The organism is Halonotius roseus (genome assembly GCF_006861655.1).
Classification (GTDB): Archaea; Halobacteriota; Halobacteria; order Halobacteriales; family Haloferacaceae; genus Halonotius; species Halonotius roseus.
In genome coordinates, this window is record NZ_SESI01000002.1 from 348,581 (window position 1) to 372,699 (window position 24,119).

Consider the following 24,119-nt stretch of genomic DNA (forward strand, 5'->3'; position numbering starts at 1 on the left):
GTGTCGCTACCCGAGTCGTTCATCGAGGATCAGCCGTGTTTTCGTCCCTTTGACCTCGTCTAACTCGCGGGCCTGGCTAATGAGGTCGTTGACGGCTTGGGTGTCGACACAGTCGACGACGAGAACGATATCGTCTTCCCCTGAGACCTGCCAAACGAAATCGACCTCCTCCCAGTCGGCCATCCGCTCGGAGACCTCGCTGGTGGTGACGTTCATATCGACCGAGACCTCGATCATCGCCTTCACGTTCCCGGTTCGCGTGGTGACGGTGAACCGCTCGATGATCCCCTCGCCCGTGAGTCGATCGACGCGGTTGCGCACGGTGCCCTCCGAGGTGCCGATCTCGTCGGCGATCTCGGTGTAGGGCGTCCGGGCGTCCCGCCGCAGGATCGAGAGGATCTGCCGGTCGAGATCGTCCATGCCGTGAGATGCGCCGGCAGCCCCTTACCGATTACGAATTTCGTAACGAACCTTCGAACGACGCACTTATTAGCGACGGTCGATACGTATCTCGTAATGTCAGACGCCTACATCGCCTTGGCCGACGGTCGCGTGCTGGAGGCGCGCTGTCGCGCACCGGGCACCACCCGCGGCGAACTGGTGTTTACGACCGCCTATACAGGCTATGAGGAAAGCCTCACCGATCCCTCCTACGAGGAGCAGGTGCTCACCTTCTCCTACACGTTGATCGGCAACTACGGCGTACGGGCCGACCGCTTTGAGTCCAGTCGCATCCACCCGCGTGCCGCTATCGCCCGCGAGTTCACCGACGAGATGGCGACGTGGTTTGAATCTGAGGGTGTCCCCGCCATCGACCACATCGAAACGCGGGATCTCGTTACCTCCATCCGTGAGGATGGCGCGATGAAATGCGGGATCGCCGCCGGCGAGGACGTGACCCCCGAGGACGCCAAAGCCGAACTCGCGGAGTGCAAGGAGATGAGCGACCACACCGAGATCGGCCAGCAGGTGACGACGACCGAAACGACCGTCCACCGCGGCGGCGGCGAGGCCGACGTGGCCCTCATCGACTGTGGCGCGAAGGGGTCGATCATCGACTCGCTCACCGAGCGCGGCGCGGATGTTCACGTGCTGTCGTGTCAGACCGCCGCCGAGGAGATCCGCGAGCTCGACCCTGACGTGCTGTTCATCTCGAACGGCCCGGGCGACCCCGCGAACTTCCAGAACACCCAGTCGCTGGTCGAGGAGTTCGCCGGCGAGCTCCCGATCGCGGGCATCTGTCTCGGCCAACAGATCGTCGCCCGCGCCTTCGGCGGCGACACCGAGAAGATGGCCTTCGGCCACCGCGGCGTCAACCAACCGGTGATCGACCTCGACACAAAACAGGTCGTGATGACGACCCAGAACCATGGGTACACCGTCTCCGACCCGGGCGATCTTGAGGTCACCCAGCGCAACGTCAACGACGACACCGCCGAGGGGCTGGCCGACGACGAGCGCGGGATCATCACCCGCCAGTACCATCCTGAGGCCAACCCCGGCCCACACGACTCGCTTGGCTTCTTCGACGACGTGTTGGCGATGGTCGACACGCAGTCGGCCGTCACCGCCGACTGAGGCGCGGCGTCGAACGAGCGGCGAAGATCGGCAGTCGTTTACTGTTCCCCTCCCGAGTTGCCGACAGCATGGCGGACATCCTCGATCAGGATCTCTACGAGCGAACCAAGGCACTGCTTGAGCCCGGCGACATCGAATTGGTTGGTGTGATTGTCCACACCGAGCTGTCGGGTGAGGAGGATCTCGAAATGCAGGAGCTCACCGTCGATCTCAACGACGTGATCGCCGACCACACCAACAAGGGCGAAAGCTACATCTACGCCGGCAACGACGACCCCGAGTTCGCCTCCAATCAGTTCCACGGGCGTACCTTAGCGGACGACGAGTTTGTCTGGGAGTGCCAGCAGCTGCTGCGGGACGGTCGGTTTCATCTCATATTCTACTACGAGGCGACCGCGGATCACGAGGGGATCATCGAAGCGATCGAGAACCGCGATCTGTCGGTGACACCGGTTCCGTAGTCGATCGCCGAAAAGGGTTGGTGTCGACGGTGCCGTAGTCGATCGCCGAAGGGGTTCGGTGTCGACGATAACCGAGAGGTTGAGTAGGCTGGCGACCCAACAGGTGGTATGGCAGAGACGACGTTGCGAGAGTTTCTCAGCACGGATGCCCTGCTGTTGGCGACGGTGTTGCTCGTCGGCGTCGCCGGCTCCGGGGTCGCCCGGTGGAGCCTCGGCCAGCTCGGGTTCACGACGCTGGGCGAGTTCGTCTACATCGCCGGCTACGGCGGGATGGTTGTCGTCGTCTGGTACGGCTGGATCCGGCCACTGGATATCACCGGCCCGGAGGGATGACAGTTCCAACACAGGTTTGCGACCGACACACCGGGGAGCACGGCGACGAAGAACGGAACTTTAATGCGCGTTTCAGCGACACCTCCTACTAGGCATGCTGCCGTTATTCATCGACGCGATCCTGATCAACTACAACATCGGGCAGATCCTGCTGCTCGGGTTCGTCCTAACGACACTCGGTGCACTCCCCCTGAAATCACAACAGGTGATCGGTGCCAACACGATGCTGTTTGGCGTGATCTTCGTGTTGACGCCGGCGTCGCTGCTGCCAAACGTCTACCTCTTTTTGGGGTTGACGCTGTTGGTCATCGGACCGATGGTCTACGTTACCGCCCGCGAGTGACGGGCCGATGCACACGACGGCAGCCACCGGCCGGCGGCGGCCGGCTTCGCTACCTTTTTCGGGCGACTGCGATAACCCCAACGCATGATTACGGTTCGGGCACCGGCGACGAGCGCGAACCTCGGCAGCGGCTTCGACGTCTTCGGCGTCGCCTTCGACCGGCCGGCCGACATCATCCGGGTCGAACGCGCCGAACGAACGACCATCGACATCACCGGGGTCGGCAGCCAGTATATCCCGACCGATCCCGAGAAGAACACGGTCGGCGCGGTCGTTGAGGCCTTGGACGCGCCGGCCCACATCGAGATCGACAAGGGCGTCCGGCCGGCCTCGGGGCTGGGCTCGTCGGCGGCGTCGGCAGCCGGGGCAGCGGTCGCGCTCAACGAGCTCTACGACCGGGGGCTCAGCCGCGCCGAGCTTGTCCCCATCGCTGCCGAGGGCGAGGCCGTCGTCTCCGGGACGGCCCACGCCGACAACGTCGCCCCCTCGATCCTCGGCGGGTTTACCATCGCCACCGCCGACGGGGTCGAATCCGTCAGCACCGACATCTCGCTTGTCGCCTGCCTGCCGGAGATCGCCGTCTCGACGCGGGATGCCCGCCGGGTCGTCCCCGAAACCGCACAGATGTCGGAGGTCGTCGAGACCGTCGGCAACGCGGCGACGCTGACCGTCGGGATGTGTCGCGGCGACCCTGATCTCGTCGGCCGCGGGATGGATGATCCGCTGGTGACGCCCGCTCGCGCCGAGTTGATCACCGGCTACGACACGGTGCGGGAGGCCGCCATCGACGCCGGCGCGACCGGCGTGACCGTCAGCGGGGCCGGCCCGTCGGTGCTGGCGGTCTGTCACGAGGGCGATCGGCGAGCCGTCGGCGGGGCGATGTTGACAGCCTTCGACGACCACGAGGTCGACGCCCGCGTCTATCAGACGCAGGTCAGCGACGGCGCGACGATTCTGTAACTCGTGGACTCGTTGTCACTCAGAGGCGAGTAACAGAAGCGAAGGAGAGAACAAAGCGAACAGCACGACGAAAAACAGCACGTCAACAATGTTGCTGTTGCAATTCAGACGCCGCGGCCCTGCAGCTTTTCATCCTCGTCGAGATCGACATTCGCCTGCCCGCGCATCCCCTTGCCGGGATCTTTGGCAATCTCCTTCAGCGTCTCGGGGTCGTCGTAGTTGGTGACCGCCTCAACGATCGACGAGCCCATCGCCGGCGGGTTTTCCGCACCGAAGATGCCGGAGCCGACGAAGATGCCGTCACAGCCGAGCTGCATCATCAGCGCGGCGTCAGCGGGCGTGGCGATCCCGCCGGCGGCAAAGTTGACCACGGGGAGCCGGCCCATCTCGGCGGTCTCGTGGACGAGCTCCCGCGGCGCGCCGTGTTCGCGGGCCCACTCGTCGCGCTCCTCGTAGGCCATCCCGGTGAGCTTGCCGATCGATCGCTGGATGTTGCGCTGGTGGGTGACCGCCTGGTTCACGTCGCCGGTGCCGGCCTCGCCCTTGGTGCGGATCATCGCCGCGCCCTCATCGATCCGGCGGAGAGCTTCTGGGAGATTTCGGGCTCCGCAGACGAACGGTGCGGTGAACTCCTCCTTGTCGATGTGGTAGCGGTCGTCGGCTTGGGTGAGCACCTCGCTTTCGTCGATCATATCCGCGCCCGCCGCTTCGAGAATCTGTGCCTCGGCGGTGTGGCCGATCCGGCATTTGCCCATCACCGGGATCGAGACCTCCTCGGCGACCGCTTCGAGCGCGCCGGGGTCGGCCATCCGGGCGACGCCGCCGCGTTTGCGGATGTCGGCGGGGACGGATTCGAGATGCATCACCGCGACCGCGCCGGCGTCCTCGGCGATCCGGGCCTGTTCGCGGTTGACGACATCCATGATGACGCCGCCTTTCTGCATCTGTGCGAAGCCGCGTTTGACCAGCGACGTGCCACGCCGCAGCGTCTCTAAATCGGTTGCCTCTGTCATATATGTGGTTGGGGACGAACGCACTTAACGGGTGTTTTTTTGCAGGTAGCGAGGCAGACAGGAAGTAATAGTCCAAACAGAAGCCGGTCGTTTTCAGATGATCTCTCGTAGCGGTAACAAGATCTCAGGGCGGATTTGTCGCGTCGTTGAGGCCGTCGAAGGTGTCGTTGGCGTAGGCGTATCGCCAGCGTTGGAGAATCGCTCGCGTGACAAGGCCGATCTCAGAAACCGTAATACAGGACGGCACAACGGGTCGGCTGGGAGCGTCAGGTGGTGGATGGAAGTGTCGTTTCGGCGCGTCGGGTTTCGGGTGGCAATCAAACCGGAAGTTTCGATCCAGATCGTCGGTGTAGTGCGCTGCGTAGTTTCCGGTCAGACTCCACCGGATATCGATCCGAGCAGTTGCTGCGTCCCCGACGCCATCTGACAGCGCGACCGAGAGTGTCTGTGGATTCAGTGGATCATCCAGTGTCGCTGTCGTGACCAGCGGCTCCTGTTCAACGAACAGGTCTCGGATCTCGCGTAACGCTCCCGCGTCGGTGGGGCCAAACACCTCGGACTGCTCGGCTGGCTGAGAAGGCTGAGAGCGTTCCTCGTCAGTGGTCATACGATGGCTGAGGTGTCGTCGTTGCCATCGTCGCCGCTGTCCGTGCTGGTAAGCTGCCCGGTATGACTCGCTTCACCGATTGCGAGTGCTGCTTGGGCGAGTGCGAGATTGCGGCGCGTCGTTTGCCACTCCGTGAGGAGCGCGCCGTCGTCGCTGTCTGCGTCATCAACAGACAGGTCACGGGCAAATTCCTCGGGGGAATCGACACCGTGTTCCTCGCGCCACTGCTGTATCTGTCGCTTCATGTCGGCGATCCCGGCGGCGATCTCCTCGGGGGTCTGTTCCGAAAGCAGCGACTGTGCGTGGTCGGTGACAATGGCCGTTTCCGATCGTCGATACTGCGTCGTCTGTCCGTCCTGCGATGTTGTCACCGCCCCAGTATTCACGAGCGTTCGTAGGTGCTTTCGTGCTGTCGTCGGCGAGACGCGAGCCCGGTCGGCGATCTGTGCCGCAGACACCGGATCGTAGACCCGGCGGATGCTCTCATAGACGCGCTCGAAGGGTGTCGTCTCCGCAACCCAGTCGTCAACGACGACATCGTTCACGTCACGCTGGTCGGTGCCGCCATCAAGACGGATTCGGGAAGACGGGGCTGGGGCCTCGGTCATGATGGTTCTCCCAATGTGGGCGAAGCATAATAATCTGCGGGCCAGTATATTGATTCTCTGAGAGACCACGAGAGCGGTGTTTGGTTCAAACAGCTGATAAACAACCCCCGAGACGCACCGCTCCACACTGTGAGAGAAAATAAAACCGCCGCGAGAGAGGATTTCCTACTCGTTGCCGAACATCTGGCGCATCATCGGATGCATCTCCATCAGCTGCTCCTCGGCGATCTCCTCGTACAGCTTGTACGTGATTGAGACCGTCAGCAGCAGCCCAGTACCAGAGACGTTCCCGATGGTGCCGAGCATGTTCGCCATCACCGCAAGCAGCCCGACCAGCGCGCCGCCGATGACGGTCACCTGCGGGATGTACCGCTCCATGACCTTCTCGACGACCTGCGGGTTCCGCCGGAAGCCGGGGATCTGCATCCCAGAGTCTTGAATCTGCTCGGCCGTTGCCTCCGGGCCCATCCCGGTGGTTTCGACCCAGAAGATCGCAAAGATCGCGCCGCCGATGATCATGAACGTCAGATCAACGGCAACACGGAGACCGATCTGCCAGGGCTCGTTGGGGACTGCGAAGGCAAACCACATCCAGTCCTGTCTGGACTGAACCGGTGCCATGTAGTAGAACAGCCCGCCGATGACCTGACTCCCGGTTTCGGTGGTCTGGTACTGTCCCAGCCACGCCGGGAGCTCTCCGAGCTGACTGTAGAGGATCTGACCGATGAACTGGATGTTCGCCTGCAGGGCCCGCACGAGGATCATCGGCAGGACGCTGGCGTAGATCAGCTTCACCGGGAACCGGCCACGCGCCCCGCGGACGCGGGTGTGGCTCAGCGGGATCTCGACCCGAACCGATTCGGCGTAGACGACGATCACGAAGATCAACAGCGTCGTGAAGATCGCCAGAATACTCCCCGGATCGAACAGGAGACTCTGGAACCACTGGCCCGTAAACGTCGGGCCAAGCGTGAGGTCACCAAAGAGGATCCCATACCAGCTCGCAATGATCCCGGTTGTCGTGCCGAGACCCGGCCAGCTGAGGATCCCGCCGATCAGCTGTTGGCTCACGCCGGCGATAATGAAGAGGCCGACACCGGAGCCGACCCCCCATTTGCTGACGATCTCATCCAAAAACAGGATGAGAATCCCGCCAACGAACACCTGCGCGAAGATGATCAGCTGCACCCCGAAGGTGCCGACGCCCAGCGACTGGCCGAGGGCTTGGTTCGCCGGGAGGAAGCCACCACTGAACACCATCGGCGCGGCGGTCAGCGCGGTCATCACGACGACAAGGAACTTCTGGAGGCCCTGATAGAGGATCTGATCGCGTGGATCATTATCCGTATCCAGGCCCAGGAGGTTCGCCCCGCCAAGCAGTTGCAGGACAATCGAGGCGGTGACAATCGGGCCGATCCCGACCTGCAGGATCGAGCCCTGCCCGCCGGCGATAATCGAGCGGAACTGTCCAAAGATGTCGCTGCCTTGGCCACCCAAGCCGAACAGCTGGATGTTCGTCAGGAAGAAGTACACCATGAGGACACTCGCGGTCCACAGGAGCTTCCGTTTGAACGGCACGTGGCCTTCCGGCCGTGCCACTGTCGGCATGCGGGTGAGAACCGGTTCGGCGGCCTCCTTCCAACCCATGTATTAGTCCTCGTCAGAGTCGTCGTTTACATCTTCCGCTTTCTGGCCTGCCTCGGTGAGCTCCGCCGCGCCGCCGGCGTCCTCGATGAGCGCGACCGCGTCGGCACTGAAGGCGTCGGCGGTGACGACCAGCTCGTTGCGAACCTGGCCGTCGCCGAGCACCTTCACCACGTCAACGTCGTGGCCGGCATCGGCAACATCGCGGGCGTCGATGACGTAGGCGTCACCGTCGGTCTCCGCGACGTCGTCGGCCGCCAGCAGTGCGGCGTCCTCATCGAGCTTCTGGACGCTGATCTCCGCAACCGAATCTTGCAGCGAATCCGGCCGCGTGAAGCCGTGTTTGCCGATCGGCTCGTAGTTGTGGAACTCGTGTTTGTCACGGCCCGCGCGACCGCGGCCGCCACGGTGGCCGGCACCGCGCCGGTTTTTGTGGGAGCCGCCGCTGTGGGTGCGGGAGCCGCGCTGTCTGCGTTTTTTCGATCCCATTATCGCATCGCCTCCAGGAGCGCGTCGATATCCTCGGTCTCATGCGTACCGAGCTGGCCGCCCTCGACGACCGGGTGTTTGATCCCGTCGTGACCGCCGCGTGGCGGGTGGAGACGGACAACCGGTGCCAGGCCTTCGTCGCGGAGTGTCGTCTCCTCGGCGACGAGAGCCTCGGCAAGCGCGTCGACATCGGCGTAGTCGGTGTTGTCGGCGACCCACGCGTCGTCAACGTCACCGTCGCCCTCGGCGGGCTCGCCGCGGCGACTGAGCAGCGTGGCCACCGTCTCGACGCTCGGTTCGCCGAAGGCAACGTAATCGTTGACCTTCGTGATCATGCCGCGGTAGGTGTCGGTCTCCGGGACAAACGTGACGTGGTTCGTGCTGTGAAGATTCAGCATCTTCAGGGTGTCACGCACGTCCTGAGACATGTTGACCTCGCCGCGGAGCTGAACGATCGCCTGCATTATTCGTTGGCCTCCTGTTGGACGGCTTGCGCGCGCTGTGGTGTCCGCGCCTCGCCGGCGTTCTCCAAGGCGTTGTAGGTTGCCTTGGCGAGATTGAGCGTCGTCCGGGTGTTGCCGTGAGACTGTGTCCAGGCGTCCTGGACGCCGGCCAGCTCAAGGATGTTCCGGACGGTTTCGGCTGCCGCCAGCCCGAGGCCCTGTGGGGCGGGCTTGATCTGGACGGTCACCGAGCCGGCCTTCCCTTCGGCGTTGCGGGTCAGGGAGTTGACGCCACCGGCGGAGTCCTCCCAGGATCCCGAGCCGCGGTCGACCTTGATGATGTTCAGTTTGGCAACGTCGATGGCCTTCTCGATCGCGCCGCCGACCTGCTCGTCGCGGGCCTGGGCGTAGCCGAGATAGCCGTCGCGGTTGCCGATGACACAGACACAGCGGAACTTGACCCGGCGACCCGAGTCGGTCATCCGCTGAACCATGTTGATGTCAAGCACCTCATCTTCCAGCCCCGGGAGGAGCTGGTCGACGAGTTCGGGCTCCTTCAGCGGAAGCCCGGACTCCATGGCCTGATCCATCGTCGTGATATCGCCGTCCTGTACCTTGCGGCCGAGCCGCGTGCGCGGTTCCCAGCCGTCGTTGTTACTTTGGCTCATACGTCCTCCTGCAGTGTCTCAAGCACATCGTCGAAGTGCTCGGGTAGTTCCGTGGCGTCGAACTCCCCGCTGTACAGCGGCTCGTCGAGCTGCTCGGCGTAGTCGGCGATATGCTCGCCGCGATTACGCGACCAGTCGGCCAACACGTCGTCGCTGTGGGGGATTTCGAGACCCGCGTCGATCGCTCCTTCCTGTACCGAAAACACCTTGTTACCCGGCGTCGCCGTTCGCAGCCCGATGTCGAGGACGGCCTCGTCGTGGCCCTCCGCGACAGCGCGGCTACCAAGCAAAAAGCCGGTCAGATACGCGCTGGGAACGTTTCCCGTGGGGGCCTCCCAGCCGTAGTCGTCGAGCTCCTCGCTTGTGGCGGCGACGTGGGTGATATCGCCGTTGGGGCCGGTCGTGATCAGCTGCGCCCTGACGTGGCTGTTGCTCGTCCGGGCGACCAGACGGGGATCACCGGATTTCAACAGGCGCAACCGTTGGTGGTAATCAGTGCGGCCCTCACGGCGGCGGCGCATCGGCACGCTGTATCGTGGTCCAGTTGCCATTATGCGTTCACCTCAATGCCGTAATTCGTTCGCACGTACGCTTCCAGCCGGTCGACACTCTCAAACTCGCCACCGCTGGCTTTGTTGTACAGCTCGCGGTACTGTGTTCGATCGATCGTTCCCTCCTCACGAAGCTCCTTGAGGCGGGCGCGCTGGGCGCGAATCCGTGCAACCCAGTCGTCCTTCCGTGCCTCGCGGGCCCCGGATTTCCCTTTGCGGGAGCCGGCCCCGGTCTGGTGGCCGTAGGAACGCTTTTCGGCGCGTTCGCGGGCTCGGCCACGGGAGTTCGTCTTTGCGTCTTTCGCACGAATGATCCCCTCGTCGACGAGCTCGCGGATGTCGTCGCGGGTGATCGCTTCGGCGATCTCTTCTTGTTCGCCGGGATCGAGCCAGACGCGGTTTTCGCCGACATCGAGGATGTCAGCGGCCAGCCGCTTCTGGGAACCAAGATCAGTCATCGGATTCGACCTCCACTTCGATGTAGGTTGGGTTCAGCACGCGGATCTCCTCGTCTTCACAGATCTCCTCGATCCGTTCGCGCTTTCGCTCGCCGACCTTGCTGGCGATCCGCACCGCTTGGGTGTCGCCATCAACATCGTCGAGGTCGTCGGTGTTGTGGACACGGACTTCCTCGAAGCCGCTGGGGTGGAGCCCGCGGGCGGCTTTCGGCGATCGGAACCCGGGGGCGACCTTCGGCCCGCGGCTCTTCATGCCGCGTCGCTGTTTCGAGAGGGTACCACGCGGGCGACGCCAGGATTCCGGCGTGCGCTTTTTCATGTGGTAGTCCTGTCGCTTGAAGGCGGGTTTGCCCTCGCGTCGTTTTTGCTGTAGGGCCGATTCGGTCTCCTCGTCGAGCTCGGGTGTCTTGTCGGCGTGACCGCGGGCCCGAAGCTCGGTTTCGACATCCTCGTCGGGTTCGGCCTCCTCGGCCTCTTCCTCGGTGTCGTCTTCGACCTCGGCCTCGGTCTCCTCGCTGACCTCAAGGTCGCCGACGCCGGCTTTGATCCGCGCCGCAAGCGCGTTGCCAACGCCGTCGACCTCGCTGAGCTCGCCCTGGCTGGCGGCCTGGATGTCCTCGACGGACTCGTAGCCGGCCGCACGCAGCGCGTCGGCCTTCGAGGGGCCGACACCGCTGATGTCCTCCAGTGTTTCGGGGGTGTCGTCAGCCATCTCAGGCACCTCCTGCCTTCGCCGGCTTCTCGACGATGTAAACCCCGTCCTGGAAGACGCGGTTGTCCTTGTCGGTGACCTTGGTGAGCTGTTCGATATCGGCGGCGGTCTGCCCGACAGCCTCCTTGTCAGAGCCCGTCAGGGTGATCTCCTCGCCGTCGATCTGTACGTCCGTGTCGCCGCGGATCGGCGTCCGTCGGGCTGCCTTCTCCCCGAGGAAGTTCTCGATGACGACTTCGTCGCCTTCGACATCGACCTGCATCGGGAAGTGAGCGTAGTGGACTTCCATCTTGTACTCCCAGCCGTCGGTGACGCCGTGAACCATGTTGCGAACGTGGCTCTCGAAGGTGCCGACCGTCGCGGTGGTCTTGGCGTCCTCGGCGTCGGTCGAGATGACGACTTCGCCGTCATCGACGCTAACGTCGATATCGGGGTACCAGAGGCGGCGTGAGACGCTGCCGTCCGGCCCCTCGACGGTGAGGTCGAGATGATCGACCGTCGCCGAAACCTCGTCCGGAAGTGTGATTGTTGTACTGGTCATTGTTAGTAGACGTATGCGATCACCTGGCCACCGATGCCCTGTTCGCGGGCCTCGTAGTGGCTCATGACGCCGTGGCTCGTTGTGACGATGAGAGAGCCGTAATCGCGGGCCGGGAGGAACCGCTTCTCCCATTTCTCATAGCCGTCTGCCCCAACCGAATACCGGGGCTTGACGATGCCACACTCGTTGATCGCGCCTTTCAGTTCGACCTCGAACTCGCCGGCTTTGCCGTTGTCGACGAACTCGAAGCCGTCGATGTATCCTCGGTCGTAGAAGACCTCAAGGATCGAGCCGATCGTGTTCGAGGCGGGCTGTACGGTGATACCGAGATGGCCGACACTTTCGGCGTTATCGATGCCGGAAAGCGCGCTGGCCAGTGGATCGTTGCCTGCCATAGTTAGCTGTACTTCCTGAATCCCATATCGCGGGCGACCTCACGGAAACACTGCCGACAGAGGTTGATGTCGTACTTCCCGACAAGCCCCTGTTTGCGCTCACACCGCCGGCATTCGAGCTGCTGGCCGGTCTCGGTGTCGGCGACCTCCGTGGTCTCCTCGCTGTCGTCGCTTGTCTGTTCGCTCTGGCTCATTCGTCGACCTCCACGCTGTATTCGGATTCGAGGTACGCCACTGCGTCCTCGGGGGTCATCCGATGGTTGGACGGGATCGACCGCGTCTCCCGATCACGTTTCGAGATCCGGTAGCCCGGCCGGACGAGCGTGACGGTCACGTCAAGCCCGTAGATGCCGATCTGTGGATCGTACTCCTGGCTCGGGAACTCCGTGTGTTCGGCGATCCCGAAGCTGACGTTGCCGGTGTCGTCGAACTGACTTGCGGAGAGATCAGCCAGCGGCAACGCGGTCTCCAGGAAGGCCTCGGCGTCCTCGTCGCGGAGCGTCGTCTTCGCGCCGATCGGATCGCCCTCGCGGATGTCGTAGGCCTGGACGGTCTGTTTGGCGAGCGTGCGAACGCTCTCCTGACCGGTGATCTCTTCGAGGATCTCCTGGGCGTTCTGCAGTTCACGCCCGCCCTCGCCGACGCCCATGTGGACGACGACCTTCTCGATCCGCGGCTGGCGCATCGGGTGGAACTCTGCTGCTGACTCGCTCATTCAGCATCAGCCTCCTCGTCTGCGTCGTCGGCCTCGTCGGCAGCCTCATCGTCGGCTGCGTCGTCAGCATCGTCCGCGCCAGCAGCAGCGTCGCTGCCGGCGGCGAACTCGCTGTCGGCGTCGACGAAGTTCTCGTCGATGACGACGACGTACTCCTCGACCGTCTCGAAGCCGCCGCTCTCGTTGTTCGCGTACACCGTGTTGGAGCCGCTACCCTGCGTGACAACGATCTCGTCGATCTCGCCGATGTCGCCGGCGTGTTGGCCGTCGACAGCGGTGACGAGCGCGCCCTCCTCGTAGGTGAAGTGGGCGACGATCGATTTGTCGTCGTTGTCGATGACAAGCGAATCGTTCGTCGCGTACTCGCCGGCATCCTCGACGCGGATGTTGGTGCCGTCGTGGAGCGTCAGCTGGAAGTCGCCACCGGTGACCTGCTCCTTGCGGTCGATCTTTCCGAGGCGGCTACCGGCTGCGTCGCCGTCGATCGGCGTCAGCGCGAGCCGGCCACCCTCATCGGGGAAGACCCGGTAATACTCCTCGCGTTCGGTGAAGGCGATGATGTCGAACATGCCGATCGGTCGGCGTTCGTCGCTGATCGCATCGCCGTTGACGAGGATCGAATCCTGGTTGAGCGCGTAGCGCGCTTCCTTCTTCGAGTCAACGTAGCCCAGCACGTCCCGCAGCAACACGAGCAGCGGCACCCCGTCTTCGCCGTGGGGGCCAGCCCCTGCTTTGACCGTGTACTTCTCGGTCTTCCGCTCGACCGGCCACGAGTTCGGCACTGAGAGCCGTTTCTGGTGGTTGCTCATTCGCTATCCTCCTCGCCGCGGAGCCGCGCCTCACGGCGTTCGTCCTCAAGATCCAGCGTGGTCACGGTGACGTTGCTGGCATCGAGCGGCCGGGGAACCTCCTCCCCGTCGGCTTTCTCGATGGTCACGTCTTCGACGTGAATGACGGCGTCCTTGAGGTCGACAGTGAGAACTTCACCCTCGGTGCCGGCGAAATCGCCGCGCTGCACCTCGACGGTGTCGCCCGCGTTGACGCGGACGCTGCGGCGCTCGTACTCCTCGCGGAGGTCGCTCGACAACGGGGCCATGACCTGCTTGTGTCGCTCGTGGAGCGACGCGGTCGCGTCGGCCTGTCGCTGTTTGTGTGGTTGTGTCGTCATACGATCATACTCGCCGTGGATGCGATGCTCCCGAAGCGTTCGGCGACTTCGCGTGCGATGGGCCCCTTGATGTCGGTGCCGCGGGGCTCCTCGTTTTCGTCGATGAGGACGGCCGCGTTGTCCTCGAACTTCATGCGAATGCCGTCGGGTCTGCGGATCGGCTTGCGCTGGCGGACGACGACCGCCTCCAGCACCTGCCGCCGCATTTCGGGCGTGCCCTTGGTGACCGAGACAGTCACCTTGTCGGCAAGCCCGGCTTTGGGGTGTCGATTCTTCGTGCCGGAGTAGCCAGCCACGCTGATGACGCGCAGTTCGCGCGCCCCACTGTTGTCGGCACACGTGATCAGCGAGCCCTTTTCGAGGCCTTGGGTCACGTCAGCTTTGAGGGCCTCCATCAGGCATCGCCTCCGGTTGCGACGACAACGTGGGATTTCGTCTTCGACAGCGGGCGGGTCTCCGCGATTGTTACTTCGTCACCAACATCGAGTCCGTCGAGTACGCCGGGTACGTGGGCCGGAATACGGGATCGGCGTTTCATATACCGATCGTATTTGGGCACGAACACGTCGTACTCCTGCTCGACGATGACGGTCTTTGCCATATCCGTCGAGACAACAGTCCCACTGCGGGTCTGGCCTCGAACGGGTAGCTGTCCGTAGAACGGACACGTCTCGTAGTCATACGCCTCCGGGTTTTCGGGTTCCGGGGGCATGGGTACGTCAAGTCCTATCGCCATTTCGAATCTCCTGTGCGTTCAGTCCGCGCTGCAGGTCGCGCACACAAGGTGTGTCCATCCACCGTCACGTAGACTCCGCCCTCGCATCCACCCGCGAAGGGGTTTGCGGAACATCCCGACGGCCAAGACTGACGGGGGCGAACCCCCGCAGTATCCTCGCCGAGTTCGAACGGAGACCCTGCGGTCGGCCGAACACCCGACTGGGTGTCCGGTGTGGCCTCAGCCACGCCGGCCGCAGCGGCTTCATCTGTGTCGCCTGCAGTCTGGTCAGCGGTCGGTACAACTGCCATCTCGAATGTCGTCCCCGCCTTGGGGACGCGTTTCTCACCCGAGTCAGTCGCAACAACGAACGTCTGCATCGTCTCGCTGACAACGCGGCCGCTGAGCCCGACAAGGTCGGGGTTGGGCGCGTCGGCGACCCGGATCGGGACGCCGATGAGTTCGTGTCGCGTGAGTGTCTCGGGTGTGAGTGGCATCGTTAGTTCTCGCTATCTGCGTCGTCCGCGTCGAGATCGCCCTCTTCGCGCTGGATCGTCTTGATCCGCGCGATGGCCCGCCGAAGCTTTTTGAGCTTGGTCGGATCCTCAGGCACGCCACCGGCGGCCTGCAGGGCCTTCGTGTTGAGCAGCTCGGTTTCGAGCTCTTCGAGCTCGACATCGCGCTCGGCGGCCGTCATGTCGCGGAGCTCCTCGGGTCGGATGATCGCCATCAGTTATCTTCCTCCTTGTCGTCTGCGTCGTCACCGTCTTCCATCTCCTCGACGAGATCGGCGGCCTCCTCGGCCACGTCCTCGTCGAGATCCTCGTCGGCAACGGAGTCGCCGTCAGCGTCGCCATCGTCGGCGTCAGCTGATTCGTCGGCGTCGTCGGCGTCGTCAGCAGCCGACTCGTCGTCGGCGTCGTCGCCATCCGCGTCGTCGCCGGTCTCCTCCTCGATGACTTCCTCGACAATCTCCTCGTCGATCGCCTCGGCGGGATCCTCGTCGGGAACCTCTACCTCCTCGTCGTCGCCGGGGGCGGCCTCCTCTGGCTCGCCGGCAAGCAGCTCCTCGACGCTCTCGTCATCGTCGGCGTCGACGACCGCCTGCTCGACAGGCTCGAACTCGACATCCTCGTGGATGGCGAAGTCGTCGGGCAGCGTTGCTCCCGGCGGGATGATCTTCACCGTCACGCCGATGGTGCCGAGCTTCATCACGGCGACACCCTGGCCTTCGTCGACCACGTCTTGGGCGGGTTCGCCGTTGTGTTTGATGTAGCCACGGTTGAACTTCTCCACGCGTGAGCGTGCGCCCGTGACCTTGCCGCTGAGGACGATCTCCGCGCCGAGCGCGCCGGCTTCCATGATCCGGTCGATCGTGGTGTGACCGGCTTTCCGGAAGTACCAGCCGCGTTCGAGCGCGTTGGCGAGGCGGTCGGCGACGATCCGGGCGTTGAGATCCGGCTCGTCGACTTCCTGCACGTCGACCTGTGGATCGTCCATCCCGAACTCCTCGGTGAGGGTGGTGGTGATTTTCCGAATATTCTTCCCACCCTTGCCGATGACCATCCCTGGTTTCTCGGCTTTGAGGACGATCTGGGTGCCCATCGGCGTTTTGGCGATATCCATCCCGCCGTAGCCCGCCCGGTCGAGCTCTTCGGTGAAGAACTCGTCAATCTGGGCGCGCTGGAGGCCGTTTTCGATGAACTGCTGTTCGTCGGCCATCAGTTCTCCTCCTCCGGTGCTTCAAGCACCAGCTCAACATCACAGAGCGTGGTGTTCGAAGGGCTGGCACGGCCAAAGGCCCGGGAGGTGCGGCCCTGCTGTTCGCCCACCTTGTGGGGGGCGACGTGGGCGATCTCCATGGCTGGGCCATCGAAGCCCTGTTCGGTGCCGTTGTTGCGGGCGTTGATCAGGAGCTTCTTGAAGTCCTTGGCGGCCTTCTCGGGGTAGCGACCGGCATCCCAGCCGTCGATATCCGAGCGATGACCGACACCGGTGTTGTGTTGTTTGAACGGCACCGACCGCTCCTCGGCGATGACCGCATCGAGGTACTCCAGGGCCTCGCTGACGGGCATCCCCTTGATCGCGCGGGCGATGGCCTTGCTGTGCTTCAGGCTGATGGGCCGCTCCCGAAGCATCGCTTTCGCGGTGGTGTCGGGGTCGGCCTCGACGCTGTAGTTGATTCCCATAGTTATTTGAGCGGCACGAACTTTGAGGAGCGGGTCGCGCCAATCCCGGCCTGTCCGTGCTCGACCGAGCTCCGGGTGAGCTGGAACTCGCCGAGGTAGTGCCCGATCATCTCGGGTTTGACCTCGACGCGCTCGAAGCTCTGTCCGGTGTAGACAGCGAACGTCAGCCCAACGAACTCCGGCAGGACGGGCATGTCCCGCAGGTGGGTTCGGAGGGGGTTGTCCGCCGTCTCCTCCTCGGTGCTGTCTCTGGCTTTTGCCAGCAGCTTCTGGTGTTCCGCGGACAGTCCACGGGTAATAGTGCGCCGCTGTCGAGCGGGAAGCAGTTCCGCAACCTCATCAAGCTCCATCGCTTGGAGCTCGTCGAGTGTGTGACCGCGGTAGGTGAACTCACCTTCACGGCCGGTTCGGTATTCAGTACTCATTAGTTACCACCCGTGCTGCCACGTCCGGTGCGTTTCGAGGCGATATCGCCGACCTTTCGTCCCGGCGGGGCGTCCCGCGAGACCGATTTCGGCTTGCCGGGGTGTTGGCGGCCACCGCCACCGAAGGGGTGGTCGATGGCGTTCATCGCAACACCACGGACTCGCGGGTACTTCGTCCCGCGAGACTTCATCTTGTGATATTTGTTGCCGGCTTTGACAAACGGCTTTTCGGTGCGGCCACCGCCGGCAACGACGCCGATGGTAGCGCGGCAGTCGGGGTTGAGCCGTTTGACCTCGCCGCTCGGCAGTTGGATGACCGCAACGTTGCGGTCGTGGGTCATCAGCTGGGCGGAGACGCCCGTCGCGCGGGCGAACTTCCCGCCGTCACCGGGGGAGCTCTCGACGTTGCAGACGAGGACACCCTCGGGGATCTCGCCCAGCGGCAGCGTGTTGCCGGGTTTGATCTCCGCGCTGACGCCGACCTGGATCGTCTCGCCGACGGTGACACCCTCGGGGGCGAGGATGAGCCGTCGGTCGCCATCCTCGAACTCCACGTCTGCGAGGGGGGCACTCCGGGCGGGATCGTGCTCGATGTCGACGATCTCGCCGGAGATCGTGTCGGTCTCTTCGGATTTCTTGTGCGACAGTTCGGCTTTGTAGCGGTGTGATGGCGCGCGGAAGGTTGGGCCACCACGGCCGCGTCGTTGTCCCTGAATTCGTCGTCCCATCTTAGAACACCCCGATTCTGGAGGCGATCTCGGTTGCGTCGTCGTCCTCGCTCAGCGTGATCGTCGCCTTCTTTTCGGCATCCGGCGTGATCTGCGTGTTGATGTCGACGACGGTCACGTCGTAGCGTTCTTCGATCTCATCGCTGATCGCCGGCTTGTCGGCGTCGATGTGGGTGATGAACTGGAGCTTGTTGTCGAAGTCCATCTCGTCCATCGCCTTCTCGGTGACCAGCGGATGTTCGAGAATCGAGTTCATCGGTCGGCCACCTCCGCGATCGCGCTTTCGGTGTAGATCGTGAGTCGGCCGGCGTGGGTACCGGGCGCCAGATCCTCGACGTTGACATCGTGGGCGGTCGCCACGTCAGCCCCCGCAAGGTTGCGGGCGGCCTTCGATGGCTCCTCGCTGGTCACGAAGAGGATCGATTTTGGCTCCTGGTACTTGCGGCCACGGGTCGTTCCCTGGCCGGCACGGATCGTCTTCCCCTCGTCGGCGCGCTCGATGTCGTCGGCGACACCGAGGGCTTCGAGCAGGGAGACGACCTCCTGGGTTTTGACAAGATCCTCGAACTCGTCGTCGACAACGAGCGGGAGGTCGATATCGTCGTCGAACTCGTGGCCGCGGTCGGCGACGCGGTCGGCGTCAGCCGTGGCGGCAAGCGCGGAGCGCGTCGCCAGCTGTCGTGTCTGTTTGTTGATCGATTTGCCCTGTTCCTTCTCGGCCTTCGGTGGGTGTGCACGGCGGCCCCCAACGGCGTGGGGGACGCGTTTCACGACGCCGTCCTGTCGGGGATCGTGAGACATACCGCGGCCGCTGCCCATCGATTCGGCGGGCGTTCGCAGCCCGGCGAACTCGTCGGCACCGTAGGCCTGTTTCCGGTTTGCCTGTGCGGCGACGACGGCCTGCTGGATGAGATCCGGACGGAAGTGTGTCTCAAAGATCTCCGGAAGCTCGACCGAGCCGGCGTCGTCACCGTTCAGGTCGCGTACTGTTGCCTGCATAGTTAGCCCTGATTGGATGCGGTTGAGACGTACCGAACCTCGGGATCGAGGCGCGGCTGGTCGTTCGGCCGGATGGCCGGGCGGAACCGCAGCAGCCGTTGGTTCGGCCCCGGCAGCGAACCTTTGATGAGCACGTAGTTGCCATCGACCTCGCCGTGGTTGACGAAGCCGCCGTCAACGCTGGCCTCGTCGCCGTCGCCGATGTCGATCAGGCGTTTGTTGAGCTCGGTTCGCTGCTGGTAGCCGGTCTGTCCTTGCTGTGGCACCGTCGAACGGACCCGGGAGGGGTTCCACGGACCGAGGTTGCCGATCCGGCGTCGCCATCCCTGGCGGGCGTGTTTGCCCTTCCGTTTCTGGACGCCCCATCGCTTGACGGGGCCTTGGGTGCCTTTTCCTTTCGTAATCCCGGAGACATCGAGATACTCGCCGGCGCGGAACACGTCGTCAACGCTGTGTTCGCCGCCGTCTTCGAGCAGTTCGAGCGCGAAGTCGGCGCGGTCGCTGAGGGAGCCGCCGCCGACGCGTGTCTCCATGATATCGGGTTTCTTTTTCGGAACGTTGGGGCTCTCGTCGGGGACGGTGTGGGTGATCAATCGCAGATCGTCCACGTTCCCGGCGTCGAGTTCGTTCCGAAGGGCCTCCGAGTCGCTCTCGAAGGTATCTTCGGCCGGCAGGTCAAGGGCGCGATCGAGTTCGTCGTGGAACTCGGTGGCCCAGACCTCGCTGACCGGCTTCTGTCCGTACGGCGTGTCTTCGTAGGCTCGGAGCGCGACCGCCCGCATCGGCGGCACCTCGACGACCGTGACGGGAACGGATTCCTCCATCCCTTCACGCGAGGAGTCCGCCTCGTCGTTGACCATGACAACGTGGGTCATTCCGGCCTTGTAGCCGGCGAAGCCCTGCGGTGCAGGTGCACCGTCGTCGTCAGGCCACGAGCGGATGCGTGGGACTTCCGAGTCCGCACGCGTGCGGGGGCTAAAGCCCAGCGAGCCTTTGCGTGGTCTGCTTGGTTGTGGCATGTGGTTTACTCCGTGAGTGTGAGACAGGCGAGCGACGCGAACATCGCTTCCTCGGTTCGCACCGTCTCGCTGCCCTGTCGCGGAATCGTATTGAGCCAGCGGTCGAACCCCGGATCGGAGTCGACGTGGTCGTCGTCCAAACCGTGTGGCTTGGACGCCCCGGCTGCGTCAGCAGCCGAGATTGCCTCGGGTGGGATCCCGAGTATCTCCGGCAGCCCTCTGCCAGGCGACCCGAAAGCGACGGTCAGCCCGTCCCGGTAGTCGGGACGGAACTCGGCCAGTCGCGCGATGGACAACCGCTGTCCATGACGGGAGGTGGCGATCCGTCGTCCGGCGGCGTCGGCAAGGGCGGCCGACAGGTTCACAGTCGCCACGTCGAAGCCCGGTGTGGGCTCATCGACGAGGCGCGCGCGAACCGGTTCTCTCGAAGAGATCCTGACGGTGACGCGCTCCCCCTCAGCCGGTGTCGCCATCGACGGCGGCACCGTGAGAGAGATCGGGTGTTGCAGTCCGCAAGTGACCCGGACGCGGCCTTCAGGTCCGACCTCGGTCACGATTCCCTGGTTGACAGCCGACTCGGACGAATCGGCTGTGGTCTGCGACGAGAGCCGCAAGGGCGGAAGTACGCCCGCAAACTGCAGTTCGTCGCGTTTCCCCCACACCTCATCTTTGAGGTGCGGCGGCGTCGCGGCGTACTGCAGGACGATGCGGACGAAGTCTTCGCCCCACCGACGTTCGCCGTCCCGATCGGGGAAGACACAGAGTCGGTCGGCCCGGAAGACCGCTGCCGCACGGGCAACGTAGCCGAGCTTGCGAGTTGCCTCGCGTTTGTCCTCGGCTTCCCGGACGACCGACGACGGAATCAGTAGTGTGAGTCCGTCCATCGGTCTGTCTCGTCGCTAGACTGTAGCCTGGCTTTCCGACGAGAGCCTAAAAGGATAGCGGAACAGCCCGCCCCTTGTGGGCCGTTCACACGCTCTTCAGGCCGTAACACGCCGGAATTTGGTTTGTGAGTGGCTCCCACTCCGACGCGTCATGTCGCGCTGGTCGAACGCGATGCGGTCGATCTGCACACGACCCGGGACGATCTCGACGCCGTCAACGAGGTCGCCGAAAACTGGAGCACGGTGAGATCGACGGCCGGGCCGTGATGACGCCGTAGAATTTGGCAGGTCGCTCTTTTTCTTGTTTTGTGTGCGAGCGCGCACACGAGTGTAAGCAATTGACACCCAACAATGACAACGGCCCAGATTCGGCGATGGGATTTACCTGTCGGCTGCCGGTATCTAATGGCATGGCAGAGCCATCCGAGGAGTTCGATCCGGAGTCACCCGAGGAGCGGGAGGTTGCCGGTGAGGCAGCCGGTGATCGCACCGATTTTTTATCGCTCATGGGCCACGCCTACCGTGGTGAGCTCGGGCGGGCGACGGCGTGGCGCACCCGGATCGACAGAACGACCAACTGGGCGGTCGTCCTCACAGCAAGCCTGCTCACATGGGCGTTTTCCGGGTCGTCTCGGCCACACTACATCCTGCTGCTTGGGGTGGTGATGGTGACGGTCTTTCTGGGGATCGAAACTCGTCGCTACCGCGTTTACGACATCTGGCGATCGCGGGTGCGGATCCTCGAAGAGAACGTCTTCGCCAACGCGCTCGACTCCGAAGGCGTCGAACAGACCAACTGGCGGGAGCTACTGAGCGAGGATCTGCGGAAGCCAGCGGTGAAAACACCGATCGTTGAGGCGGTCTCACGCCGGCTGCAACGCGTCTACTTTGCCCTGTTTTCGGTGTTGTTCGGCGCGTGGCTCGTCCGGCTGACCGTCTTTGCGGAGACGCCGGCCGGGCTCATCGAAACGGCGGCGATCGGCCAACTGCCGGGAATCGTGGTGAGCGTCGGGGTCGGGTGCTACTACGCGATCGTCCTGGTGCTCACAGTCTGGCCAAAGAGCCGACAGGCGAAGGGTGAGCTCCGCTCGCGGCCCGACACCGAGGAGTGGCGATAACGACCGGGCACAGGCCGTCAGCGGAGTCCAGCAGGTCGACGACGGGAGGGCCGTACAGCGAACTGATCGCGGTCGCTGTGCCAGATCGCGGGCCTTCGGTGGGGTGGTTTCGCAACCCTTATAGGGTCATCGGCGGTTACATTGAGTTGCACAAGGCGTCGGTAGTGTAGTGGTATCACGTAACCTTGCCATGGTTACAACCCGAGTTCAAATCTCGGCCGACGCATTTCTGCCGAACACAATATCTGCGAGCGACGACTGTCGCTCGCGCTTCGTGTGAGGCTGTCATCGCCCACGAGATTTGAATCAGAGAGCGAACGGAGTGAGCGACCGTGGTTCAAATCTCGGCCGACGCATGATTTCTTCGGCGACCAATCCCCAAGCGGCGCGTCTTGTCGCGCCGCGACCACGGTCGCCGGCTGTCTGCGTTCACGAGATTTGAGCAGACGAGACGCGCGCAACGCAGTGAGCGTGGTGATCCACACCACGGGTGCGAACGGCGAAGCCGTGAGCACGTCTCGGCGAGTTCAAATCTCGGCCGACGCATTTCTGTCGAACACAATATCTGCGAGCGACGACTGTCGCTCGCGCTTCGTGTGAGGCTGTCATCGCCCACGAGCGATACGGCTCGATTACAGTGAGTCAGTCGTAGAGAACGTCGTCGACATCGGACTCGGTCGTTTCGTTGCCGGAGCTGAACCGGCCGCGCTGCATCGCGGCTTTCTCATCCTCGGAGAGCGGCACTGCCGATTCGTTGAACGAGTCGATGATCTCTCCGCGGGACTCATAACCCCTGTCAACGATCTGTCTGAGGAGTTCCGTCTGTGTGACTTCCCGTCCCGTTCGCAGCCTGATCTCTGCCTGTAGCTCTTCGAGGCGATCTTTCGTCTCCTCATCAACATTGAGAGACGGTGTCATGCAAAGCGGTCGTATACACCATTAGTCATGAACGCGCCTCAACGTGTCGATCACTGATCGGTTTCCATCAGGACAGTTAGAAGCATCCGGTTCGAAATAGCAGCCATGACCGTCATCGCACTCCTCAGCGTCGCCCCGGTGATCGAAGACAGCATGGCCGGCGAGGTCGCCAAGGCCGTCGACGCCCTCGACGACCACGACGTGAGCTACGAGACGAACCCGATGGGCACCGTCATCGAGGCAGCCGATATCGACACCCTGCTTGCGGCCGTCGGCGACGCTCACAAGGCCGTCGACGGCGACCGCGTCAGTACGGTGCTCAAGATCGATCACAAACGCGACACCGACCAGGCGGCCGCCGAGAAGGTCGAGGCGGTTGAAGCCGAGTTGGGTCGGCCAGCCCGAACCGATCATACGCCAGGAGCAATCTCTGACGACGACGAATCTCTTTAGGAGATGACGAGTAACCCACCCGTATGGAGAGCATCAACCGCTCGGCGATCGAACTCCTCGATGAGGCGTTGGACTTCGCGGACGAACTCGGACTCAACGTGACAGAGCTCGGCTGTGGGTCGACCATCCTCGATTTCGGCGTCGACGTCGACGGCGGGATCGAGGCCGGACTCATGCTGGCGGATATCCAAACCGCCGGGATGGCGACGGTGTACACCCAGATGGATCGGGTCGCCGACGCGCCGATCCCCTACGTCGAGTTGACGACCGACCACCCCGGGATCGCGCTGTTGTGTTCCCAGAAGGCCGGCTGGGAGCTCGATCTCGGCGATTTCGACGGGCTCGGATCGGGGCCGGCCCGCGCACTGGTCGGCGACGAGGCTGAGTTCGGCCGTGTCGGCTACTACGACGAGTTCGATTTCGCGGTGTTGACCGTCGAAAGCGACGAACTGCCCGGCAATGAGATCGCCGAATACATCGCCAAAACCGCGGGCGTCGACCCGCCCAGCCTCTTTCTGCCGACCTACGCCGCCGGCTCGACGGCCGGCAGCGTCTCGATGGCCGCCCGCGCCGCCGAGCTGGCGGCGTTCCGGCTCTCGGAGCTGGGGTATCCACCAACCGAGATCCGGACAGCAACCGGCCGCGCGCCGGTCGCACCGGTTAGCCACAACGAGTCGCTGGCGATGGCGCGAACGAACGACGCCCTCGCCTACGGTGGCGAGGTGTATCTCCAGGTCGGCGAGGAGTCGACGGTCTTCGATGAGGTGCCGTCAACCGCCCGCGAGGAGTACGGCACCCCCTTCGAGGAGATCTTCGAAGAGGCCGACTGGGATTTCTACGAGGTGCCGGAGTCAGTCTTCGCGCCCGCGAAGGTCACCATCGATGTCGTCGACGGCGACACCTACGTCGTCGGCGAGACCGACGAGGAGCTCCTCGCGGAGTCATTCGGGCTGCGGTAGCGACCCGATCCGAAGCGACGAGCGG

General features: G+C 63.7%; 39 protein-coding genes and 1 tRNA gene. 10 read left to right on the forward strand and 30 right to left on the reverse strand.

Features of this window, described 5'->3' with window-relative positions; translation table 11 throughout:
* Nucleotides 1-6: 6 nt before the first annotated feature.
* A complete protein-coding gene (locus EWF95_RS07805; RefSeq protein WP_142443506.1) occupies nt 7-420 on the reverse strand; it encodes an Lrp/AsnC family transcriptional regulator in 414 nt (137 codons plus the stop codon).
* A gap of 96 nt (nt 421-516) precedes the next feature.
* Here EWF95_RS07805 and carA point away from each other — a divergent pair, with 96 nt between their 5' ends.
* The 5 genes from carA (at nt 517) to EWF95_RS07830 (ending at nt 3,675) form a co-directional block, all read left to right on the forward strand.
* Nucleotides 517-1,578, forward strand: coding sequence for a glutamine-hydrolyzing carbamoyl-phosphate synthase small subunit (gene carA / locus EWF95_RS07810; protein ID WP_142443507.1), 1,062 nt, complete (start codon nt 517-519; stop codon nt 1,576-1,578).
* A 68-nt stretch (nt 1,579-1,646) separates the two neighbouring features.
* Complete coding sequence (locus tag EWF95_RS07815; protein ID WP_142443508.1) at nt 1,647-2,039, forward strand: DUF5778 family protein; 393 nt, start codon at nt 1,647-1,649, stop codon at nt 2,037-2,039.
* A gap of 108 nt (nt 2,040-2,147) precedes the next feature.
* Nucleotides 2,148-2,372 carry a hypothetical protein gene (locus EWF95_RS07820; RefSeq protein ID WP_142443509.1) on the forward strand — a complete coding sequence of 75 codons (225 nt, stop codon included), beginning with the start codon at nt 2,148-2,150 and terminating at the stop codon, nt 2,370-2,372.
* 94 nt (nt 2,373-2,466) lie between these two features.
* Entirely contained in the window at nt 2,467-2,715 is a 249-nt protein-coding gene (locus tag EWF95_RS07825) for a hypothetical protein (RefSeq protein WP_142443510.1), read from the forward strand.
* Nucleotides 2,716-2,799: 84 nt separating this feature from the next.
* Nucleotides 2,800-3,675: a homoserine kinase gene (locus tag EWF95_RS07830; RefSeq protein ID WP_142443511.1), complete on the forward strand. Its 876-nt coding sequence runs from the start codon at nt 2,800-2,802 to the stop codon at nt 3,673-3,675.
* A gap of 104 nt (nt 3,676-3,779) precedes the next feature.
* Here the strand turns inward: EWF95_RS07830 and pdxS are convergent, their stop codons facing one another.
* From pdxS to EWF95_RS07970, 28 genes are all read right to left on the reverse strand, one after another.
* Nucleotides 3,780-4,688 carry a pyridoxal 5'-phosphate synthase lyase subunit PdxS gene (gene pdxS, locus EWF95_RS07835; protein ID WP_142443512.1) on the reverse strand — a complete coding sequence of 303 codons (909 nt, stop codon included), beginning with the start codon at nt 4,686-4,688 and terminating at the stop codon, nt 3,780-3,782.
* Between the two features lie 124 nt (nt 4,689-4,812).
* Nucleotides 4,813-5,295 (reverse strand): hypothetical protein, encoded by a 483-nt coding sequence (locus tag EWF95_RS07840; RefSeq protein WP_142443513.1) that lies wholly within the window; start codon nt 5,293-5,295, stop codon nt 4,813-4,815.
* Nucleotides 5,292-5,840, reverse strand: a complete 549-nt coding sequence (locus EWF95_RS07845; RefSeq protein ID WP_142443925.1) for a winged helix-turn-helix domain-containing protein — start codon at nt 5,838-5,840, stop codon at nt 5,292-5,294. Before EWF95_RS07845 ends, EWF95_RS07840 begins: the two co-directional genes overlap by 4 nt.
* Nucleotides 5,841-6,068: 228 nt before the next feature.
* On the reverse strand, nt 6,069-7,550 hold the full coding sequence (secY, locus tag EWF95_RS07850) for a preprotein translocase subunit SecY (RefSeq protein WP_142443514.1): 1,482 nt from the start codon (nt 7,548-7,550) through the stop codon (nt 6,069-6,071).
* A 3-nt stretch (nt 7,551-7,553) separates the two neighbouring features.
* Nucleotides 7,554-8,036 carry an uL15m family ribosomal protein gene (locus EWF95_RS07855; protein ID WP_142443515.1) on the reverse strand — a complete coding sequence of 161 codons (483 nt, stop codon included), beginning with the start codon at nt 8,034-8,036 and terminating at the stop codon, nt 7,554-7,556.
* Nucleotides 8,036-8,500 carry a 50S ribosomal protein L30 gene (gene rpmD / locus EWF95_RS07860; protein ID WP_142443516.1) on the reverse strand — a complete coding sequence of 155 codons (465 nt, stop codon included), beginning with the start codon at nt 8,498-8,500 and terminating at the stop codon, nt 8,036-8,038. The genes EWF95_RS07855 and rpmD overlap by 1 nt, the downstream gene beginning before the upstream one ends.
* Nucleotides 8,500-9,147: a 30S ribosomal protein S5 gene (locus tag EWF95_RS07865; RefSeq protein WP_142443517.1), complete on the reverse strand. Its 648-nt coding sequence runs from the start codon at nt 9,145-9,147 to the stop codon at nt 8,500-8,502. The genes rpmD and EWF95_RS07865 overlap by 1 nt, the downstream gene beginning before the upstream one ends.
* Nucleotides 9,144-9,698, reverse strand: a complete 555-nt coding sequence (locus EWF95_RS07870; protein WP_142443518.1) for a 50S ribosomal protein L18 — start codon at nt 9,696-9,698, stop codon at nt 9,144-9,146. Before EWF95_RS07870 ends, EWF95_RS07865 begins: the two co-directional genes overlap by 4 nt.
* Nucleotides 9,698-10,156: a 50S ribosomal protein L19e gene (locus EWF95_RS07875; RefSeq protein WP_142443519.1), complete on the reverse strand. Its 459-nt coding sequence runs from the start codon at nt 10,154-10,156 to the stop codon at nt 9,698-9,700. Before EWF95_RS07875 ends, EWF95_RS07870 begins: the two co-directional genes overlap by 1 nt.
* A complete protein-coding gene (locus tag EWF95_RS07880) occupies nt 10,149-10,868 on the reverse strand; it encodes a 50S ribosomal protein L32e (RefSeq protein WP_142443520.1) in 720 nt (239 codons plus the stop codon). The genes EWF95_RS07875 and EWF95_RS07880 overlap by 8 nt, the downstream gene beginning before the upstream one ends.
* Before the next feature lies 1 nt (nt 10,869).
* Nucleotides 10,870-11,409 (reverse strand): 50S ribosomal protein L6, encoded by a 540-nt coding sequence (locus EWF95_RS07885; protein WP_142443521.1) that lies wholly within the window; start codon nt 11,407-11,409, stop codon nt 10,870-10,872.
* Between the two features lie 2 nt (nt 11,410-11,411).
* Nucleotides 11,412-11,804 carry a 30S ribosomal protein S8 gene (locus EWF95_RS07890; protein ID WP_120103451.1) on the reverse strand — a complete coding sequence of 131 codons (393 nt, stop codon included), beginning with the start codon at nt 11,802-11,804 and terminating at the stop codon, nt 11,412-11,414.
* 2 nt (nt 11,805-11,806) lie between these two features.
* Nucleotides 11,807-11,998: a 30S ribosomal protein S14 gene (locus tag EWF95_RS07895; protein WP_142443522.1), complete on the reverse strand. Its 192-nt coding sequence runs from the start codon at nt 11,996-11,998 to the stop codon at nt 11,807-11,809.
* Nucleotides 11,995-12,519 (reverse strand): 50S ribosomal protein L5, encoded by a 525-nt coding sequence (locus EWF95_RS07900; RefSeq protein ID WP_142443523.1) that lies wholly within the window; start codon nt 12,517-12,519, stop codon nt 11,995-11,997. Before EWF95_RS07900 ends, EWF95_RS07895 begins: the two co-directional genes overlap by 4 nt.
* The gene (locus EWF95_RS07905) at nt 12,516-13,328 is read right to left on the reverse strand and encodes a 30S ribosomal protein S4e (protein WP_142443524.1); all 813 of its coding nucleotides are present in this window, start codon (nt 13,326-13,328) and stop codon (nt 12,516-12,518) included. Before EWF95_RS07905 ends, EWF95_RS07900 begins: the two co-directional genes overlap by 4 nt.
* Complete coding sequence (gene rplX, locus EWF95_RS07910) at nt 13,325-13,687, reverse strand: 50S ribosomal protein L24 (protein ID WP_142443525.1); 363 nt, start codon at nt 13,685-13,687, stop codon at nt 13,325-13,327. Before rplX ends, EWF95_RS07905 begins: the two co-directional genes overlap by 4 nt.
* The gene (locus tag EWF95_RS07915; protein WP_120084042.1) at nt 13,684-14,082 is read right to left on the reverse strand and encodes a 50S ribosomal protein L14; all 399 of its coding nucleotides are present in this window, start codon (nt 14,080-14,082) and stop codon (nt 13,684-13,686) included. The genes rplX and EWF95_RS07915 overlap by 4 nt, the downstream gene beginning before the upstream one ends.
* Nucleotides 14,082-14,423: a 30S ribosomal protein S17 gene (locus EWF95_RS07920; protein ID WP_120103456.1), complete on the reverse strand. Its 342-nt coding sequence runs from the start codon at nt 14,421-14,423 to the stop codon at nt 14,082-14,084. Before EWF95_RS07920 ends, EWF95_RS07915 begins: the two co-directional genes overlap by 1 nt.
* The gene (locus EWF95_RS07925) at nt 14,414-14,899 is read right to left on the reverse strand and encodes a ribonuclease P protein component 1 (RefSeq protein ID WP_142443526.1); all 486 of its coding nucleotides are present in this window, start codon (nt 14,897-14,899) and stop codon (nt 14,414-14,416) included. The genes EWF95_RS07920 and EWF95_RS07925 overlap by 10 nt, the downstream gene beginning before the upstream one ends.
* Nucleotides 14,900-14,901: 2 nt before the next feature.
* Nucleotides 14,902-15,132, reverse strand: coding sequence for a 50S ribosomal protein L29 (gene rpmC / locus EWF95_RS07930; RefSeq protein WP_142443527.1), 231 nt, complete (start codon nt 15,130-15,132; stop codon nt 14,902-14,904).
* Entirely contained in the window at nt 15,132-16,124 is a 993-nt protein-coding gene (locus EWF95_RS07935; RefSeq protein ID WP_142443528.1) for a 30S ribosomal protein S3, read from the reverse strand. Before EWF95_RS07935 ends, rpmC begins: the two co-directional genes overlap by 1 nt.
* Complete coding sequence (locus EWF95_RS07940; protein ID WP_142443529.1) at nt 16,124-16,591, reverse strand: 50S ribosomal protein L22; 468 nt, start codon at nt 16,589-16,591, stop codon at nt 16,124-16,126. Before EWF95_RS07940 ends, EWF95_RS07935 begins: the two co-directional genes overlap by 1 nt.
* A 2-nt stretch (nt 16,592-16,593) precedes the next feature.
* Nucleotides 16,594-17,016, reverse strand: a complete 423-nt coding sequence (locus tag EWF95_RS07945; protein WP_120103461.1) for a 30S ribosomal protein S19 — start codon at nt 17,014-17,016, stop codon at nt 16,594-16,596.
* The gene (locus EWF95_RS07950) at nt 17,016-17,744 is read right to left on the reverse strand and encodes a 50S ribosomal protein L2 (RefSeq protein WP_142443530.1); all 729 of its coding nucleotides are present in this window, start codon (nt 17,742-17,744) and stop codon (nt 17,016-17,018) included. The genes EWF95_RS07945 and EWF95_RS07950 overlap by 1 nt, the downstream gene beginning before the upstream one ends.
* A 1-nt stretch (nt 17,745) precedes the next feature.
* On the reverse strand, nt 17,746-18,000 hold the full coding sequence (locus EWF95_RS07955) for a 50S ribosomal protein L23 (protein ID WP_120103463.1): 255 nt from the start codon (nt 17,998-18,000) through the stop codon (nt 17,746-17,748).
* Nucleotides 17,997-18,743 carry a 50S ribosomal protein L4 gene (gene rpl4p, locus EWF95_RS07960; RefSeq protein WP_142443531.1) on the reverse strand — a complete coding sequence of 249 codons (747 nt, stop codon included), beginning with the start codon at nt 18,741-18,743 and terminating at the stop codon, nt 17,997-17,999. Before rpl4p ends, EWF95_RS07955 begins: the two co-directional genes overlap by 4 nt.
* Nucleotides 18,744-18,745: 2 nt before the next feature.
* Nucleotides 18,746-19,762 (reverse strand): 50S ribosomal protein L3, encoded by a 1,017-nt coding sequence (locus tag EWF95_RS07965; RefSeq protein ID WP_142443532.1) that lies wholly within the window; start codon nt 19,760-19,762, stop codon nt 18,746-18,748.
* A 5-nt stretch (nt 19,763-19,767) separates the two neighbouring features.
* A complete protein-coding gene (locus EWF95_RS07970; RefSeq protein ID WP_142443533.1) occupies nt 19,768-20,646 on the reverse strand; it encodes a putative RNA uridine N3 methyltransferase in 879 nt (292 codons plus the stop codon).
* A 129-nt stretch (nt 20,647-20,775) separates the two neighbouring features.
* Between EWF95_RS07970 and EWF95_RS07975 the strand changes: the two genes are divergently transcribed.
* The 3 genes from EWF95_RS07975 to EWF95_RS07985 all read left to right on the forward strand — a co-directional run bounded on the left by EWF95_RS07975 (nt 20,776) and on the right by EWF95_RS07985 (nt 21,990).
* Nucleotides 20,776-20,913 (forward strand): hypothetical protein, encoded by a 138-nt coding sequence (locus EWF95_RS07975; RefSeq protein WP_246055659.1) that lies wholly within the window; start codon nt 20,776-20,778, stop codon nt 20,911-20,913.
* Between the two features lie 143 nt (nt 20,914-21,056).
* Nucleotides 21,057-21,764 (forward strand): DUF2270 domain-containing protein, encoded by a 708-nt coding sequence (locus EWF95_RS07980; RefSeq protein WP_142443534.1) that lies wholly within the window; start codon nt 21,057-21,059, stop codon nt 21,762-21,764.
* A 155-nt stretch (nt 21,765-21,919) separates the two neighbouring features.
* Nucleotides 21,920-21,990, forward strand: a tRNA-Gly gene (locus tag EWF95_RS07985).
* Between the two features lie 416 nt (nt 21,991-22,406).
* Here the strand turns inward: EWF95_RS07985 and EWF95_RS07990 are convergent.
* Nucleotides 22,407-22,682: a hypothetical protein gene (locus EWF95_RS07990; protein ID WP_142443535.1), complete on the reverse strand. Its 276-nt coding sequence runs from the start codon at nt 22,680-22,682 to the stop codon at nt 22,407-22,409.
* A gap of 105 nt (nt 22,683-22,787) precedes the next feature.
* On the opposite strand from EWF95_RS07990, the gene EWF95_RS07995 reads away from it, so the two are divergent.
* Both EWF95_RS07995 and mch read left to right on the forward strand, forming a co-directional pair.
* Entirely contained in the window at nt 22,788-23,135 is a 348-nt protein-coding gene (locus EWF95_RS07995) for an MTH1187 family thiamine-binding protein (RefSeq protein ID WP_142443536.1), read from the forward strand.
* 23 nt (nt 23,136-23,158) lie between these two features.
* Nucleotides 23,159-24,094 (forward strand): methenyltetrahydromethanopterin cyclohydrolase, encoded by a 936-nt coding sequence (gene mch / locus EWF95_RS08000; protein ID WP_142443537.1) that lies wholly within the window; start codon nt 23,159-23,161, stop codon nt 24,092-24,094.
* The last annotated feature ends 25 nt before the right edge of the window (nt 24,095-24,119 follow it).